This is a genomic window from Candidatus Babeliales bacterium, assembly GCA_016929235.1.
GTDB lineage: Bacteria > Babelota > Babeliae > Babelales > JABCYS01 > JAFGJD01.
Map to the genome: position 1 here is coordinate 221543 of JAFGJD010000004.1, position 16210 is coordinate 237752.

The window sequence follows — 16210 nt, forward strand, 5'->3', positions numbered from 1 at the left end:
TGAGCGTGCCCGCGAGCGCCTAGGCGCTTTGCTGCAGCAGGACTTTGAGAATAAATTTAAAGGACAATCTCTTGAATCATGTCGACAATTGGTGGTCTTTAGTATAGGAGTTGTGGGAGCATTGTTTTTTATGAACAATTTTTTGTAGTGCATAAGAGAGGAAAGGACGGTATGAAATGCTGGTATGTATGTGTAGTTCTTTGTACTATTTATGCTCAGGCAGTTGATGTGCATTTTACATCATCAACTAAGCTTAGAAACGAACTGTGCCGCTATATCGACCGTGAACAAAAAAGTATCAATGCCGCGCTTTATTGTTTTACCGATGTCCATGTTGCAAGGTCATTAGTCCGCGCGCACAAACGGGGTGTCTCTATTACGTTGCTTGTATGCAAGACGGCGCTCGAAGGGGAATGGACCAAGGTTCCTGATATTGCTACTTATGATATCCCGGTATTGGTATATTATGGTGATGGGATTATGCACCATAAGTTTTTTATATTTGGATCCAATGATCGACATAAATCATGTGTATGGACAGGGTCATACAATCCTACACATGCTGCTACGTCAAAAAACTGTGAGAATGTGATCATCGAAGATGATATCAAAGTTGTCCATGCATACGAGCGTGAATTTAAGCGTTTGTGTAGGCACAAAAATACTAAACAGTATCGTCAAAAAGTAGTGCAAGCATCTCGGATTGATACTTCGTTTGTAATTCCTCGTGAGATAGAGGGAAGGTTACTCATGAGACCGGCTGCTTAAGTCGCTTGATTGCTGTCTCAAAATCTTTTGGCACTGGGCATTCAAATGAATATTCTTTCTCATTAAATGTAAATGCAAGTGTATGCGCATGAAGTGCATGTCGCTTAATGAGTTTGGATCCGGTTCCGTAGGTGGTGTCTCCTAGTAGGGGATGCCCAAGCGCGGCTAGGTGGACACGAATTTGATGGGTGCGTCCTGTGGCAGGGACACATTCTATGAGGGCTGCGTTTTCAAAGTATTGTATTACCTTGTAAAAGGTTTGGGCAAAGCGAGCTGTTTTACGCGCTTTCTCTGGAACAACGTGAGTCATTTTATGTTTATAGACACGGTGTCGATCAATCCACCACGAGATTGTTCCTGATTCATCTGGATGTCCCTGAACTAATGCGAGATATGTTTTTCTGATTTTACGCTCTTTAAACAATTCTCCAAATATCATATGTGCATAATTTGTGCGTGTGATCACCATAATCCCCGAGGTGTTCTTATCAAGGCGATGTACGATGCCAGGACGAGCAGTATCACCTATCTCGCGTATATCTTCGAACTTAGTTAGGAGCCAGTCTACTAGAGTTGCATCATGGGGTTTGGTTGTGGACGCGTGTGTGATCAGGCCGGCTGGTTTACAGATAATTAAAAAATGCCCATCTATATGGAGTATTGGAATGTCTAGATTTTTGGGAAGTTCCTGGGGAGTAATAATGCTTTTTTCCTGCGGGAAAGTGACCGTTATCACATCATTCATTTTCACTAGTGTGCTGATCTTTGTGATGATTTTGTCATTGAGTTTGATGAGGCCACGTGTAAAACATGACTTAAAAAAGCTTCTTGAATGACTAGGAAACCGCTTAGAGACTACGATGTCTATGCGGTGCTGGTCATCATCATATGTCGCGGTAAAGCTATGAACTGATTCTGGCGTTGGGATCTCGTTTTTCTTCATAAGCTTCAAGCTAAAATAATTACCTGTAAAGTCAAATGGACAATCAGAGGGCATTGGATTACGATGAGGTCGTACCATGTGTCTTGCTGATCGGTGATCAGAAACTCTTGATCCCTCTAAGAAAGGCATGTCATCCTGAACCAAGAAAAAGTATGCAAGGATGGGAAGAGTTATGATACCAGGAAGCATTTTTAGTGGCGTCAAGGAAAATATAGAGGTGGTCCTTGAAAAAAAAGAGCCTATTGGCCTCGCTCTTTGGGATTCCCTAGTCGTACTTCATCCAGCTGATATCGCAACCTTTTTGGGTGATCTTGATAGGGCCCACGCCAAAAAATTGTTTCTCACATTTCCCAAGACATTGCAGGCATCGGTGTTTCAGGATTTATCTGAATCGCTCAAGGTTTTTGTGCTCTCGTTTCTTTCAGATAAGGATAGAGCGGAGATCCTTGGGGCTACGCCTCTTGATGAGCTAACAGATTTGTTTGAGGATCTTTCTGACGATGATCTTAAGCGGTATCTTAAACTTCTTCATAAAAAAGATCGGGACACGGTCATTTCATTGTTGCAATTCGACCCGGAATCTGCGGGTGGGATTATGGCGACGGATGTTGTGACCCTAATCGAAGATTTCACCGTAGAAAACAGTATTCATGTTCTTCAGCGCTTACAACCAGATCAGGATCTTCATCGTCGTATTTTTGTAACGAATCAAGAACAGAACTTGGTGGGGTACGTAAACCTCGAGGATTTAGTGATACATTCACCATCAACGCGGATCTCTGCCTTTATGAGGAAGAATGAGCTTGTGGTTCAGGTAACGGAAGATCAGGAGTCTGTGGCGCATCAGATGGTTCACTATGGCCTTGTCACGGTGCCTGTTGTAGATCAACGCGGTATTTTTCTGGGAGTGATTACGACCGATAAACTTGTGGATATTATCGAGCAAGAGGCAAGTGAAAATGTCTATAAGATGTCTGCAATGGCACCAATCAAAGAGCGCTATTTTGAGACGCCATTTTTTAAAATGGCATATGAGCGAGGATCAATCCTTGGTGTTCTTCTCGTGGCGCAAACCTTATCCTCGATTATTGTTGAACATTATGAAGCAGTGCTTACTGGGTTTCTAACCTACTTCATCACGATGTTAGTCAGTACGGGTGGCAACGCAAGTAGCCAAACGTCTGCGATCGTTATTCAGGGGATGGCATCTGGTGAGATTACCCCGAATAATATGATGCGTTTTGTCAAGCGAGAACTCCTTATGGCGGTCTTTCTTGGCGGGGTGCTTGGTCTCTTTTCATTCATTAGAATTTTAATTACCCATGGCACAGGACGGTTGCTTAGTGGTATAGCGGTTAGTTCGTCACTAGCGCTCCTTGTCTTAGTGTCGGTTGTGCTGGGTAGTTCTATTCCTCTCCTTCTCAAGAAATTACGTCTTGATCCAGCTCTTTCCGCTGGTCCTGGGTTAGCTACGCTTATGGATATTCTTGGGCTCTTTATTTACTGCTATGTAAGTTATTTAATCCTGGGTTAAACCAGCGTTGCCAATCTTGACAAAGAATAGCCTGAACTATAGCTTTAAAGCACGTATCGTATACAATGCGAATACCGTGAGCCGCTAGCTCAGTTGGTAGAGCACCAGCCTTTTAAGCTGAGGGTCGATGGTTCGAGTCCATCGCGGCTCACCAGTTTTCTTGAAATGCGTCCCTATCGTCTAGCCTGGTCTAGGACATCGCCCTTTCACGGCGAAAACAAGGGTTCGAATCCCTTTGGGGACGCCAAATTTTATCTGCTCTCTTTCTCCTATCTAACTGGCTGGTTTTAAGGTGGGTGTTGGAATGATGAACTATTTCTTTTATAGCCTCGTAGTTATTGCTATCTCGCTGTTTCTATTTTTTATCATTTGGCGGTTTGTTTCTCAAAAACGGAATATCCCTTGTCCGTCATGGCTAGGATGGATGATTGAGAGAGATAATCCCTTTACTAGACTTAATCAATCTGCAGAAATCATTAAGTCGTTAAGGCTACAGAGTGGGATGTATGTACTGGATGCAGGGTGTGGTCCCGGTAGAATTACTATACCTGTGGCTAAACAAGTGACGGCCGCAGGAAACGTGACGGCCATAGATGTTCAAAAAGAAATGCTGGATCTGACAAAAGAAAAAGCACAACAGGCGGGACTTGATAATATTGATTTTGTGCATGCAGCATTAGGTGATGGAATGCTTGAGCATAATATCTACGATAGGGCCTTATTAGTAACGGTTTTAGGAGAAATTCCTCAGCAAAAAAGAGCATTGGAAGAAGTTTTTAATGCGCTAAAGCCAGGAGGTATTCTTTCGATAACGGAAACTATTTTTGATCCACATTATCAAAGAATTAAGAATGTTAGGGCTCTTGCCAAAAAAGTGGGCTTTACGCAGAAGAGAATCGTCTCTGATTTTTTTTCATATAATCTCATGTTAGAAAAACCGCTATCATGATAGCGGTTTGGCAAGAAAAAGTTCAATCAGCAGAAGAATAAAGCTCTTTCAGGAGGTGGTAATTTTTTTCTTAAAGCTTTGAGCTTTATGCGCAATATCGGCCGATTTTTCAGTGATTTCTCCATGATGGTTCTTTCGGATCATGTGCTTGTTAATTCCTGCAGAGTTGTTGTAGTAACGATAACCAATATGATGTTTGCGCAAACAAGGTCATTGGGTACGAGCTGTCTATATGTGAGTATGGGAAGTAAATTGACATTCCATGCACCTGTTTCATATTGTGTCCCGTTGTATTGCCGAGTACGGCATCTTTAATGGCCAAGTGTGCTTGTGTAATTTCCTCTACAAGTTCTGGATAGATAGCCTGGTTTTCAAGCTCTTGCTTGAGTAGATTGAAAACTTGCCATAAGTCTGTGTATACGGGAACGAAGCAAAAATTAACGCTGTTGCTTCGTATTTTTCCTAAGATTGATACCATTTCAGGATCGTGTTCAATGATGTCGAGTAACATAAGACAGACACGATCGAGTTGTTCACGCACAGCATAAGCCTTCTTACAATTGATGACCGATAGGGTGTAGTTGCCAAGCTCAGCACGAGATTCATAGTAGGTGCCATAATCTGTGAGCATTTCTTTCGTGAGCTCTGTTGGTGAATTTAATGTCGCAAGTGCACATGCTAATCCATGATATTCAAATCCATCTGATAGTTCACAATTTTGGCATGCTACAAGATAGTTGGTATATGGCGCAATTTGATATGCATGCTCTAAAGATGCTCCTAAACAAACATCCATGCCAACGAGATCAAGATGTCGGCCTCCAAGAATGTCGGTGATATTTTCGAGCACAGCTATCATCTGGTGATTATCTAAGCATTTTTGCGTTGTTTCATTGAGCAGAATAGCTTTAGAGTGTTCCTCTTGTAGAAGAGGAACGGGTAACGATTCGCAGAGCTCACACGCCTGAAACGCATCATCATCTTCTACCTCCCATTTTTTTGTTTCGGGATTATATGTTGGTGTAAGAATCCCATGGCCATGGCCCCAGAATATCAATGCATGGTAGGTTGAGGAGCCTGCATATGCCCATTGTGCGGCATCGGTTATATCGTGCACATAATTATTAGTAAGTTCTACACACGAATCTTGGATGAAGATTCCCTGTTTGATGCGGTATCTCCATGCAATATTGTCATATGAATGAAGTTGAACGCGAATATCAACCTGATCATTGAGCTGTGTGCAGCGTGCTAAATCATTGAGATTGCGCCATGCTGCATCATGAAGATCTTGCATTGGTTCCATATAGATGAGAACTGACCAGACTGATTCTTGCGCGATAGATATATGTGCTAGTGCACATAATACAATGACACGAAGCAGAAGATTCATTCTTATCCTTTTTATCTCAAGAGAGTTTTTTATTATATTTCATTCGTTATCGTTTTGCAGTAGTGTTAATCGATTTGAATTCTATAAGGTAGTTGAATGGGCTGCAAGGCTATGTCTTTTTTGAAGGTATAGTGTAAGGGAAGAAGTAAAATATGGTTAATATCACTATTAATCGTCTGTTGTTTGGGCTGTTTGTGGTTGGAATATTTCAACCACTATGTGGTTTAGGTGTCAATGATGGAAGTTTAACACCGTGTGATAGCCAATGGCATTGTGTTATTACTCAAAATGTTAATGGCGAAAAACCAAATGCTGAGCCATTAACATATCACTGCTCTCGACAAGAGGCGCAACAAACTCTGAAAGATATTCTTTCAAAGTTTACACGTACTACTGTTGTCGAAGAGCGACCGGGATATATTCATGCTATTTGTGAGAGTAGATTGTGGAAATTTATTGATGATGTTGAGTTTTATCTTCCTCCTGACCTGTCTGTGATTCATATTCGTTCTGCGTCTAGAACCGGAATATATGATTTTGGTGTTAATAAGAGACGTGTTAAGCGGTTGAAAAGACTATTTTCTGAGATATTAGTTGCAGAGTGAACTTGTGGATGCTCTACACTGTTTCCGCTTTTAAGATAAAAGACTCGCTATAGATTTATGTATAGTCATGGCTACTTTGTTTCTAATGTGATGCATAGGGATCACACAAAAATATTCCCCAGATAAACTTCATAACCTCCATAAGGTAAAAGATATATCTGGAGAATATAATTTTTTACAGATATGTGTTCAAGATAAGCGCTTATTTCTTTTTCCGGAGCATTGGGAGGCCTGTGCGCTTATTCTCCATAACCTCATATCCAGCAGGAAGTGCGTCGATTGCATTTGATCCTGCCTTACCAGCAAAGTAATAAATCGTTTGCTTGCGACCACCAGCTAGCTTTACAAGTTTTGAGTGGAGATAGTACATTTTCCCACTCTTTTTTGATTTTACGCTATATGCCATAGTTTCACCTTTATGAAAATATGTGAGATACAACCGTTTCAACCGTACTATAATCTTCTACAAAAAATCTAGATCAAACAGCAAGAGATTTGGACTCTTGAGTTTTACGTGTGTGCTTTCTTAAACTAACATGCAAGGGAAAATAATTCATATAAGAAGGATGACCTAATGGAGCGGATTGAAATTCTCAGTGCCATGAGGCATGCGCAGTCCACGGCATGGAAATATAAGAAAATATTGCTGAATCTTTACCTGATTTTGTTTATTGTTGAGATTGCAAATTTTTTCTTGCCTCTCTCGTTAGTTGCATCAATCATGTTTGGATTGTTTGGCATTTATTGGACGCTTGTCAAGACAAAATTGCTGTTGTCGCTCCATGACCGTACCTCATATGCATGGAAGAGCGTGAGGCCTTCCTTCGATAATTTTATCAGTTATTTTTCACTTTTGCTTGGAGTTGTGATTTTGGTTCTGCCACTCATCATATTTCCTGGTGCATTTATCGCCACGCATATGAAGATACTAACTTTTAAAAATGTTCTTGCCATAGATGTTATTTTGGGCATGGTTCTCCTTGTGTTGTATCTTCGTTACATGTTTGTCCTGCCACTTGTAGTTGATAAAAATTATGGACCAATGAAGGCGCTTCGACAGAGTGCTTTGATAACCAAAGGCAGATTACTACATTTGTTTTTCTTAATGTTTATTTTTGAGTTTCCGTTTTTCTTGCGTATGCTCGTGAGCTACGCCTACATGAGTACATTTTTCCAGGAGAAATTAGCTCGCGCAGTAGGTGTGCAACCACTATATGTTTCCTTGGGAATACAAAAAGTGGTAACGTTGGGAGCAGTAGTAGCGTGGTTTACCATTGTTCCAGTTGCTGCGCTAACATTTATTCACGTGTATAGGTTGTTGGAACCAAAGAAACGATGAAAGGAGTCGTTATGCAAGCGATCAATGTTATTGATCTCGTGAAGCGCGGATTTAACCGCGCAATAGAAAACATCGGTCTTTTTCTTGGTGCAGAGCTTTCTGCGGCAGGCCTGTTTTTTGTAGTAATTTCAATATTGGGAATTCTTTCTGTATTAATCTCTAGGACTTTCGGAATAACTTTTCCCTTAAAATCAGCCCCTCCTGTTTGGGGATGGCTTTTTATGGCAGTTATATTTGTTGGTTTCCTTGTCCTCATTGATATAATGGCAATGGGCTTTATAAGGCTTAGTTTGAGAATTGAAGATGGCCAAGCTGCTGGTATAAGGACACTTTTTGAAGCAAAACATCTAGTATGGCGCTATATTGGCGTATCCTTCTTGTATAAAATGATTATGCTTGGCGGATCCATGCTCTTTGTTGTCCCAGGAATTATTTGGGGCATTCAGTTTAGTTTTGCAACAAGAGTGTTGGTTGATAGAGAGGTGGGCATTATAGATGCGCTTCGCGCATCGTCTCGTCTTACCGAAGGGCACAAGCTTAACCTCTTTGCTATTTATCTCATACTCTTCATCTTGAATGGAATCGGATCGGCCCTCTATGGAATTGGTATGCTCTTTGTGTTCCCTATAGGACTTATGATTTCGACGGCAGCTTATCGCAGGCTGGCTTCCTAAGGTAGATTTGGATGCTTTAACTCTTGATTTTGTGCTCTGTGATTATGTACTCTGATAATTGAAGAGTCTGTTGCTTGAAATACTAGGTCAGGGGATTCCATGAATCGGATAAACACTTTGGGTTTATTCCTCATGATCATAGTAGGGGGGGGGCTGGAAGCAGCCAGCTACCAGCGCTCGAAAAGGTATAGCCATGATTATGGTTGGAGACGGCCGTGTCGTGGCTGGTATGTCTATAAAGCTCCTGAATCATACCGAGCTCAAGAGCCTCAACGCCAGCGTGTCTGGTGGGGTGAACGATGGTGGGGTCTTGGATGGTCCCAATATCCTCATTACTGGACGTATGGTCGTGCGGTTAAGCTTGGCTTGCCTGTGCTTGCCGAAGAAGGCCGCTGGGACGAAATAGAACAAAAATTAGAGACAGAGATTGCATTTTTACAGGACAAGGTTGAGACCTTCCGACAACACAACGCATCTCGACATGGTGTTATGATTGCATCTTTGAACAAACAAATCGATCAGCTTCAGGGGTATCTCAAGGACGCTCGAAACTACCGAGCTACACCGTTAGAGCATAGCGAGTTTGAACGGACCACTAAGTAATTAGAGTCTGCGTTTGAATTTCTTTTCTATATCGTGTGTGGTGAGGAGCCATCCTGTCGGACGGCCGTGCGGACAAGAGAACCTGTTGCTGGTCTTATTAAGATCATTTACGAGTTGCTGCATGTGGTTATGCGTCAACTCATCTCCTGCTTTTATCGCAGCCTTGCATGCCATTTGAGCATGCAATTTTTCATTGATGATCTTATTTAAACCTTCAGGATCAAGATCCTTATGCTCGTGAATCCAACTTACAAATATTTTAAGTAATTCAGTATAGTTGAGCGATTTTGCGTGTACTGGTGTTGCTGTTACCACAATCTGATTACTACTTAGATGATCAATGATAATGCCGTGATGATGTAATAATGATTGATAAGTCATCAGTAGGATGCAATCGTCTGGTGGCAGGGTGACATGTGTCGGAAATAGCAACTGTACCGTTGCTACGGATCCAAAGCGTTGTGCGAACTGTTCATATAAAATGCGTTCGTGTGCAGCATGCTGGTCCAAAAGATAGATTCCCTCTTCGTGTTCCAGGATGATGTATGTTTTGTGCGCTTGGCCGAGTACCTGCCATGTTGGCTCTGTATCAATTTTTTGTTGTGGTTGTTCGCTAATTGTCTGAATGTGTGTCTGTGATACTCGTGGTACATGACGGAATGTGAGGGGTGGTGGTGTATGTTCTGATCCAGCAGTGTAGTTTATGTGAGGGCGAAATGGATGCTCATCAAAGTTAAATGTGACCTTTGCAACTGTTGTGGTTTTTTTAAGTTGTTCTGAAAGCTGCATCTCTAAAGCTTGTGTAACTGCATGCGTGACCATGGATTCGATGCGTTTTGGATGAAGCAATTTGATTTCTTCCTTACGTGGGTGGATGTTAACATCAATAGTTTGTGGCGGAAGATCTAAGCAAATGCATGCTGCAGGATAACGCCCAGGCTGAAGAACATTCAGATAGCCTTTTAATAATGCACGTGAGATGCCCAGATTTTTGATCCATCGTTTGTTCACAAACAGATAGATAGCATTGCGATCATATCGTGCGTAGTGATGTGATGAAATGACACCCGTTAGTGTTCCATCTTGGTTCGTTGTTGGCTGAAGCGGAATAAGGTGTGGTGCAATCGATGTATCAAGTACCTGCTGTGCGCGCTCTTGTATGGATGTTGTAGCAGGACAAATATTGATGACCGTTCCATTGTGGGTAAGTTTGAAACTTAATGGTGGATGTGCTAATGCGTATGCCTGAAAGAGTGTTAGCATATGTCGCCACTCGGTTGCGTCTATCTTCAGAAATTTGTGTCGCGCTGGAACATTATAAAAAAGCTTCTGTACGGCAATGTCGGTTCCTGTTTCACATGCGCCGATGGTAACATTATCAACTACTCCTGCATTCAGATTAACATGGGTGCCTTCATGTGTATCAGGTTCTTTTGTTTTCAGAATGATAGTGCTAACAGCGGCAATACTTGAAAGCGCTTCACCACGAAAACCGTAAGTAGCGATAGTGGGTAAATCGGCAATCGACATTATTTTACTGGTTGCATGGTGTTTGAAGCATTCCTGCGCATCGTCACGGTGCATGCCATGGCCGTTATCTACGACGCGAATGAGTTTTTTCCCAGCCTCTTCTATATGCACTGTGATGCTGGTCGCTTTTGCATCGAGAGCATTCTCAAGTAATTCTTTTAGGACATTGGCAGGGCGTTCTGCGACTTCGCCAGCCGCAATTTTATGTGCTTCGTGTGGTGGAAGTTGTCGTATTCGTGCCATAATCTTTTTGCTTTTTAAAATAAGATATGTGCATAAATGATAGCATGCTTAGTTTTAAATGGGGAGTCAGTAGTCTTGTTTTTCGCTCGTTTCATTTTTTACACTGTAGAAAACAAGAAAGGAGTTGCATATGAAACGCATACTATGGATTGTAGGATTATTATGTGTGGGTACCATTGTATCAAAGAATGAATCTCAAAAAGTTGTGAATGTTTTAAAAATAAAAAACAACACAGGCCTCACGCTCCAGGTGCAAGTGTATTTTTTGCATGCTAATCCAGATACAGGTAATCAAGATCGAGTATTCCCTTGCCTCCATGAAGTGCAGTTGAACGAACAGATGCAAGAATGGGTATGCAGAACTACATACATGTTCCCCGCGCTACCTAACCTAGATAAATTGAAAAACAAATTGCAGGGTCTCGAATTGACGAAAGCAGAGCGTACGGTTGGGCCGTATCTTGATGTTGAAGTTCTTGATAAAGCTGTTCGTGTTAAACCAATTTCACAAAAACGTATTCTCCCAGCGGGTATCTATTCTATTGAAAAAGTGTCAGAGCAGAAGGTACAAGTTAAAGAGAGTCCTATAACTGAGATTACCATTGAAGCTGTGCTTCAGTAGGCTCGACGATTGCTTTAACACAAAATTGTGTTGTTAGGTCGCCAGTATCGGTCTCACGTGATGCTAGTGAGGCAAGGTGTGCTTTTTTCACCGAGGGAATAGTATCCAATTTTTCGGTAAATGCGTTGAGTGCATAGACGTCGCGGGAAATGCCTTCAATACTGAGTGATGTTTCTGTAATGCTCACTTGAGTGAGCCTGACATCATGGGGCAAGATCGGAGCGAGGCCGTATACAACCGTAAAAGGAATCCACGATCGCATAACTTGTTTTAGTTCAGCAAACTCTTTGGTGAGCGATTCTTTTTGTTCGATTAACGTGCGCTTATTTTGTGCGCTATCCTCGAACCCAGATACTTGTTGTTTAAGAACGGTAATATCTGCGTGTAATCTACGTACATCTCGTTGTTTCTCAAGATAGGTGTGTGACATAACTGCAAGAATTCCAAAGAGAGAAATCATTGAGGTATACATCCATACAACAATAGCCCTTTGTTTTTTTGGTGGAACTGGATTAATGAAATTAATTGAGTTTTCTAGCTTCTTTTTTTGCGTCATGGTTCCGTACATCATAACAAGACCTTCCCCTACAATACTACACCCGACATATTAATGCATCTCGTATGTTTGTTTCCCTAAAAGATATAGGCCAAATCCTTCTGCAAGCGCAGCATGATCATGCTGCGTAGTGGTGCGCTTGTGGCCATTCATATTCAAGTTTCCTAAGATGGTTATTTTTTGTGCCTCAGGATTTCCTTTTCTTAATTCCTTCAAGTGCAAATGTGCTTGTAGAAGTGCCATGGTTGATGTGGTTATATGAATCAAGTTAAGTTTGCAGCGAATTGCAAGCAACTGATACTGAAATAACAACTCCTGTGACATGCCACAAAAGTACCATGGGGCCTCATGATGTTCCTTGGTATCCTGTAAGCAGTAATAATTCCATACCATCTGATTAGAATGCGTGTCAGCAAATCCTGGTTCATTGAAGAGTTTTTGCTCAAAGGCTTCTAAGTCAGCGACCGGTTTTTTCATCATGGCTTGTTTTTCAATGACTCCTTTGCCAGATAGAGCAAAGATAATACATGCGTTTTTTAGGTTATGTTTCTCAAGGAAGGTGGTGATAAGTGTATCGAGTCTCGTGGGGTTAAAGATGCGCAAAGTTGCTTCTGGGCGAGTTTCGATAAGAAGTTGTTTCAACGCCTTAATATCATACGGTGCGGGCCCCTGTTTACTTGGCGCTATCCAACTGAGTGTGATAGTCCTTGGTGTAATATTGACCCCGACAATATCTTTAGTAACTCGTGGAATAAAATTAAGCACGGTTTATAACTCCGCATACACGATTCTATCGTTCCCTGACATATCCTTATACAAGCGCACATTATGAAAGCCTGCCTGCTGAGCTAGTTGGTGTACAGCAGGTCCTTGTTTGTACCCAAATTCAATAACCATTTGCGGTATTCCTCGCTGTTTCATTTCGTCATTTGGTTTGAGGTGTGCGTGTGCTCCATTAATGATTTCTTTAATAATTTTTAAACCTTTATCATCGGCGCGTAATGCTTTATGATCCTCCCATTCAGTGACTGACGGATCAAGAGTGCTCCACTCTTGTTCAGAAATGTATGGAGGATTAGAAACGATCAGGTCAAATTTTTGTCCTTTAGGAATGGATGAAAAGGTATCTGAGTGGATAAGTTGTATATTATTGACATGATTATGTCGTGCATTTTTTTTACTGAGGGCAAGAGCCTGTGACGAGATATCGGATGCCCATATGGTGGCTTCAGGTAATGCATGTGCTAGGCTGACGCTGATACATCCTGTACCAGTGCCGATATCTAGAATAGCAAGATGTTTCTGCTCAAGGGTGAGTAATTGTTCTACTAAGCCAATGACCCATTCTTCAGTTTCTGGTCGTGGGATGAGGATTGGTGGCTCTACATAGATTTCAAGCTCCCAAAATGGAACGGTTCCCATGATGTACTGTAGTGGTCTATGGAGCTCAACATGATCATGAATAAGTTGTTTTAATAGGTTATGTTGTTCTGGTAAGAGCGTAACAGTGGCATTAACCAACAGCTCCCCTTTGGTTTTTCCAGTAACGCGTGCCAGAAGCCACCACGCAGCTTGTTGCCGTGATGCCGTATCTTTGTATCGTTCTTGCAATTGTCTCTCGATAGTTTTGACGAGATCGTGCAGACATTCCATGAAGCCTCCCCACAGTTTGATATTGTAATAGTGTATAGATGTTCGGCATGTGAAGGGAAGATTTTTTGTGACACGTAAGATGATTAGAGCTGCTGGGGCAGTAATGATTGTGCGCGATGTGCAAAGAGTTTCGTTCTGCGATAATCATTCCCGGTTAATAGTGAAAATTGATCGAAGAATGAACTAATATGAGCGGGTGTTAGTAAGTGGCGAGTGCTGAGATGTTGTAAGAGTGCTAATAGCAACTCGTCAAGGTTAAAGAGTATGCCTCCGGCGCCAAAAAGCATGTGTAGATATGTTGTTTTTGCCGCTAACATGCGATAGTCGGTGTCTGTTGCTGGCGTAACAAATGCATGAATCTTTGCTGGTTCTGGGCTCACCATATAATAGAATGCTTCTTTTTCTTTATATCCGATCAAGAGGCACGAAAATGTCGTTTTCAGAAATTCAAAAATCTGTGGTTGCTCCTTCAGCAGTTCCTCTTCTGTTTTTTGATATGGAAAGGGATAACGTGTTGGATCCATCGATCCTGTTTGTACTTGGTGTACGATTCCAAACAGAATTCGTTTATTTGATGCTACGGTTACCAATGATCCGAATGCGGGGAACGAATCCCATTTCCAGCTTTGAGCAGTAAAACCTTGGAGTGAGCTATCAATAATCTCAGCAAATGCGTGCTTGGTTTCTTTCATCAGATTCCTTTGAATGCTGCAAGATGGTCTGCAAAAATGACATACGGTGAATACACGAGGCCCCATGATCAACAACGGCCTGGCAGTGATGTGGTGTTGCGTATCCCTTATGTCCTCCTAATGTATACCCAGGAATAGAGCGGGCGAGACGTTTCATATGGTCATCTCGATAGACTTTGGCCAGAATTGATGCGGCTGCGATAGAGCGTGACCAATGCTCTCCGCGAGGTGCAGAATGAATGGCTACATGCGGAAAAGTGTGGCTAAAGGTAAGGGGCATTGCGTCGACAAGTATGCCTGTGATACGGTCAATGCCGCATTGTGTTACCGCCTGCAGAATCGCTCGTTTCATGGCAATAAGTGTTGTTTGATAAATATTCAAGCGATCAATAGTTAGAGCGCTGCCCCAGCCGAATCCATACCAACTGTGTTGGCGGATCCAGACGGCAGTTTCTTGGCGGGTTGCCGCGTCTAAAAGTTTCGAATCTTTGAGATTGGGGTGAGAGGCATGAGGATGTAAAACTACTGCGGCGGTGAGTACGGATCCTGCGAGACATCCGCGGCCTACTTCGTCGACTCCACAGACCATATTACCTGCCTTCCAGGCATCCATTTCAAAGGAATCTTTCAGGGGAAATTGATTGTGGTTTATGTTTTTCATGGAGTATGTTCCCATTTGACACTGGAAGGTGCCGGTGTACTATTAGAAATATCGAAAATATGCCCACCCTAAACGGGTTGCAGGTAAACATGGCAGAAGGAGTTGGATGATGTCAAGGTCGACAGAATTGCGGGTCAAAGAGTTGCTCCGAGAAAAGGGCTGGACTACCAAGATTCTTGCAGAAAAAACCGGGATGTCAGAGAGTTACCTCACACATATCAAAAATGGTACTCGTCGCTGGAATGAAGATTCTCTCAGAAAATTAGCAAATGCTTTTGAATTGAGCCCTATCGAGCTTTTTGCACAGCGTCGCAAGCGTACGGATAATATTGATAGTAATGTGAGCTTGCCTGATCGATCTGATATAGAACTCAGGGTACAGGTTGTACCGGTTATGGGAGAAATTCCTTCAAATCCATCTCCGTATAATAACCAATTGATGCAGATTACGACAGGATTCAAGGATGTCTTTGTTCCTTTATTAAATGCTAGTGATAGTTCAATGTTTGCTCTAAGCATGGAAAATAATTCCCTTTCCCCGTTTGCAATCAAGGGTGATATGATTGTGATATCTCCAGAAGTGTGGACTCGCTCAGGTGATATTGCGGCAGTTGAGTATGGAAACGATACTCCAGTAAAGGGGATCATGCGGGTGACTTATACGGACGATTTTATTGTGCTTGAATCGGTCAATCAAAAGGTTGCTCCTATCGCCTTGGTTAGGGGTAAGGACCATTTCAGAATTATTGGTCGAGTTGTTCAGCGAATTCAAAAATTTATCTAAGCTGGTATTTGGGCAGTTCAGCCATAATCCAGACATTTAGAAAGAGATTCTATTGGGATGCTAGTAAAAAACGGGCATTCTGGTAGAATTTTCACATGTACTAAATAAAACCATGGTGGGTTTTATACTGCCGTTAGGCAAATTCCACTTAGTATTAGGAGTCACATCTATGGTGCGTTATGAAACGCTTTTCTTAACTATTCCAGAACTAACACAGGATGAATTTCAGGCGATCGAGTCAGCCTTTGATAAGGCGATTAGAGATGCCAAAGGGATCCAGCTCTCTTGTGAACGATGGGGCAAGTATAAGCTTGCATATCCAGTCCAGCGCAAAGATTATGGGATCTATGGACTCGTTCGTTTTGAAGTAGACGAAGCTGTCCGTAAGGATCTTTTGGATACCATCCGCTCTCTCCTTTCCATTAAATTTAACGATAAGGTGATGCGTTTTATGACAGCGAAGCTTGATATCAATGCTTCATTGGCATATCACCGTCCTGAGTCTCTTGAAGAAACTCCAGGACGTGAAGCAGAAACCTTCTTGAAAACAGGCAAGGTGGATCGTCTTCTTTCCAAGACACGCGAATCAGCAGAAGCGGCTTCGTCTGAGCAAGGACAGGCTGATGAACGTTTTTCAGAAGACGAAGATAGTGAATAGGCT

At 42.1% G+C, this 16210-nt stretch carries 19 protein-coding genes and 2 tRNA genes; 12 read left to right on the forward strand and 9 right to left on the reverse strand.

What is annotated here, in order from left to right:
• Positions 1–171 precede the first annotated feature (171 nt).
• Entirely contained in the window at positions 172–768 is a 597-nt protein-coding gene (locus tag JW872_01550) for a hypothetical protein (GenBank protein MBN1549326.1), read from the forward strand.
• On the opposite strand, the gene JW872_01555 is transcribed toward JW872_01550, so the two are convergent.
• The gene (locus JW872_01555) at positions 749–1789 is read right to left on the reverse strand and encodes an RluA family pseudouridine synthase (GenBank protein ID MBN1549327.1); all 1041 of its coding nucleotides are present in this window, start codon (positions 1787–1789) and stop codon (positions 749–751) included. The two genes, JW872_01550 and JW872_01555, sit on opposite strands and share 20 nt — an antisense overlap.
• Positions 1790–1883: 94 nt before the next feature.
• Between JW872_01555 and mgtE the strand changes: the two genes are divergently transcribed.
• The 4 genes from mgtE (at position 1884) to JW872_01575 (ending at position 4194) form a co-directional block, all read left to right on the forward strand.
• Entirely contained in the window at positions 1884–3245 is a 1362-nt protein-coding gene (mgtE, locus tag JW872_01560; GenBank protein ID MBN1549328.1) for a magnesium transporter, read from the forward strand.
• 78 nt (positions 3246–3323) lie between these two features.
• A tRNA-Lys gene (locus JW872_01565) sits at positions 3324–3399 on the forward strand.
• Positions 3400–3414: 15 nt separating this feature from the next.
• Positions 3415–3492: transfer RNA gene (locus JW872_01570), tRNA-Glu, on the forward strand.
• Positions 3493–3549: 57 nt separating this feature from the next.
• The gene (locus JW872_01575; GenBank protein ID MBN1549329.1) at positions 3550–4194 is read left to right on the forward strand and encodes a class I SAM-dependent methyltransferase; all 645 of its coding nucleotides are present in this window, start codon (positions 3550–3552) and stop codon (positions 4192–4194) included.
• Between the two features lie 151 nt (positions 4195–4345).
• Here JW872_01575 and JW872_01580 read toward each other — a convergent pair whose 3' ends face one another.
• Complete coding sequence (locus tag JW872_01580) at positions 4346–5587, reverse strand: hypothetical protein (GenBank protein MBN1549330.1); 1242 nt, start codon at positions 5585–5587, stop codon at positions 4346–4348.
• Between the two features lie 152 nt (positions 5588–5739).
• On the opposite strand from JW872_01580, the gene JW872_01585 reads away from it, so the two are divergent.
• Positions 5740–6192, forward strand: a complete 453-nt coding sequence (locus JW872_01585; protein ID MBN1549331.1) for a DUF1499 domain-containing protein — start codon at positions 5740–5742, stop codon at positions 6190–6192.
• A 202-nt stretch (positions 6193–6394) separates the two neighbouring features.
• Here the strand turns inward: JW872_01585 and JW872_01590 are convergent, their stop codons facing one another.
• On the reverse strand, positions 6395–6598 hold the full coding sequence (locus JW872_01590) for a hypothetical protein (GenBank protein MBN1549332.1): 204 nt from the start codon (positions 6596–6598) through the stop codon (positions 6395–6397).
• A 168-nt stretch (positions 6599–6766) separates the two neighbouring features.
• Here JW872_01590 and JW872_01595 point away from each other — a divergent pair, with 168 nt between their 5' ends.
• The 3 genes from JW872_01595 to JW872_01605 all read left to right on the forward strand — a co-directional run bounded on the left by JW872_01595 (position 6767) and on the right by JW872_01605 (position 8808).
• Positions 6767–7531 carry a hypothetical protein gene (locus JW872_01595; protein MBN1549333.1) on the forward strand — a complete coding sequence of 255 codons (765 nt, stop codon included), beginning with the start codon at positions 6767–6769 and terminating at the stop codon, positions 7529–7531.
• 11 nt (positions 7532–7542) lie between these two features.
• Positions 7543–8205, forward strand: a complete 663-nt coding sequence (locus JW872_01600; GenBank protein ID MBN1549334.1) for a hypothetical protein — start codon at positions 7543–7545, stop codon at positions 8203–8205.
• A 99-nt stretch (positions 8206–8304) separates the two neighbouring features.
• Positions 8305–8808 (forward strand): hypothetical protein, encoded by a 504-nt coding sequence (locus tag JW872_01605; protein ID MBN1549335.1) that lies wholly within the window; start codon positions 8305–8307, stop codon positions 8806–8808.
• Here JW872_01605 and mutL read toward each other — a convergent pair whose 3' ends face one another.
• Positions 8809–10581 (reverse strand): DNA mismatch repair endonuclease MutL, encoded by a 1773-nt coding sequence (mutL, locus tag JW872_01610; GenBank protein ID MBN1549336.1) that lies wholly within the window; start codon positions 10579–10581, stop codon positions 8809–8811.
• A gap of 130 nt (positions 10582–10711) precedes the next feature.
• On the opposite strand from mutL, the gene JW872_01615 reads away from it, so the two are divergent.
• Positions 10712–11203, forward strand: coding sequence for a hypothetical protein (locus JW872_01615; GenBank protein ID MBN1549337.1), 492 nt, complete (start codon positions 10712–10714; stop codon positions 11201–11203).
• Here JW872_01615 and JW872_01620 read toward each other — a convergent pair.
• From JW872_01620 to JW872_01640, 5 genes are all read right to left on the reverse strand, one after another.
• On the reverse strand, positions 11178–11774 hold the full coding sequence (locus JW872_01620) for a PilN domain-containing protein (protein ID MBN1549338.1): 597 nt from the start codon (positions 11772–11774) through the stop codon (positions 11178–11180). The genes JW872_01615 and JW872_01620 overlap by 26 nt on opposite strands.
• A 36-nt stretch (positions 11775–11810) precedes the next feature.
• Positions 11811–12524 (reverse strand): hypothetical protein, encoded by a 714-nt coding sequence (locus JW872_01625; protein ID MBN1549339.1) that lies wholly within the window; start codon positions 12522–12524, stop codon positions 11811–11813.
• Positions 12525–12527: 3 nt separating this feature from the next.
• Positions 12528–13412, reverse strand: coding sequence for a peptide chain release factor N(5)-glutamine methyltransferase (prmC, locus tag JW872_01630; protein MBN1549340.1), 885 nt, complete (start codon positions 13410–13412; stop codon positions 12528–12530).
• Positions 13413–13495: 83 nt separating this feature from the next.
• Complete coding sequence (locus JW872_01635; protein MBN1549341.1) at positions 13496–14104, reverse strand: hypothetical protein; 609 nt, start codon at positions 14102–14104, stop codon at positions 13496–13498.
• Positions 14076–14765 (reverse strand): ribonuclease HII, encoded by a 690-nt coding sequence (locus JW872_01640; GenBank protein ID MBN1549342.1) that lies wholly within the window; start codon positions 14763–14765, stop codon positions 14076–14078. The genes JW872_01635 and JW872_01640 overlap by 29 nt, the downstream gene beginning before the upstream one ends.
• Before the next feature lie 109 nt (positions 14766–14874).
• On the opposite strand from JW872_01640, the gene JW872_01645 reads away from it, so the two are divergent.
• Together JW872_01645 and rpsF are read left to right on the forward strand one after the other, a co-directional pair.
• The gene (locus tag JW872_01645) at positions 14875–15549 is read left to right on the forward strand and encodes a helix-turn-helix domain-containing protein (protein ID MBN1549343.1); all 675 of its coding nucleotides are present in this window, start codon (positions 14875–14877) and stop codon (positions 15547–15549) included.
• A gap of 169 nt (positions 15550–15718) precedes the next feature.
• On the forward strand, positions 15719–16207 hold the full coding sequence (rpsF, locus tag JW872_01650) for a 30S ribosomal protein S6 (GenBank protein MBN1549344.1): 489 nt from the start codon (positions 15719–15721) through the stop codon (positions 16205–16207).
• The last annotated feature ends 3 nt before the right edge of the window (positions 16208–16210 follow it).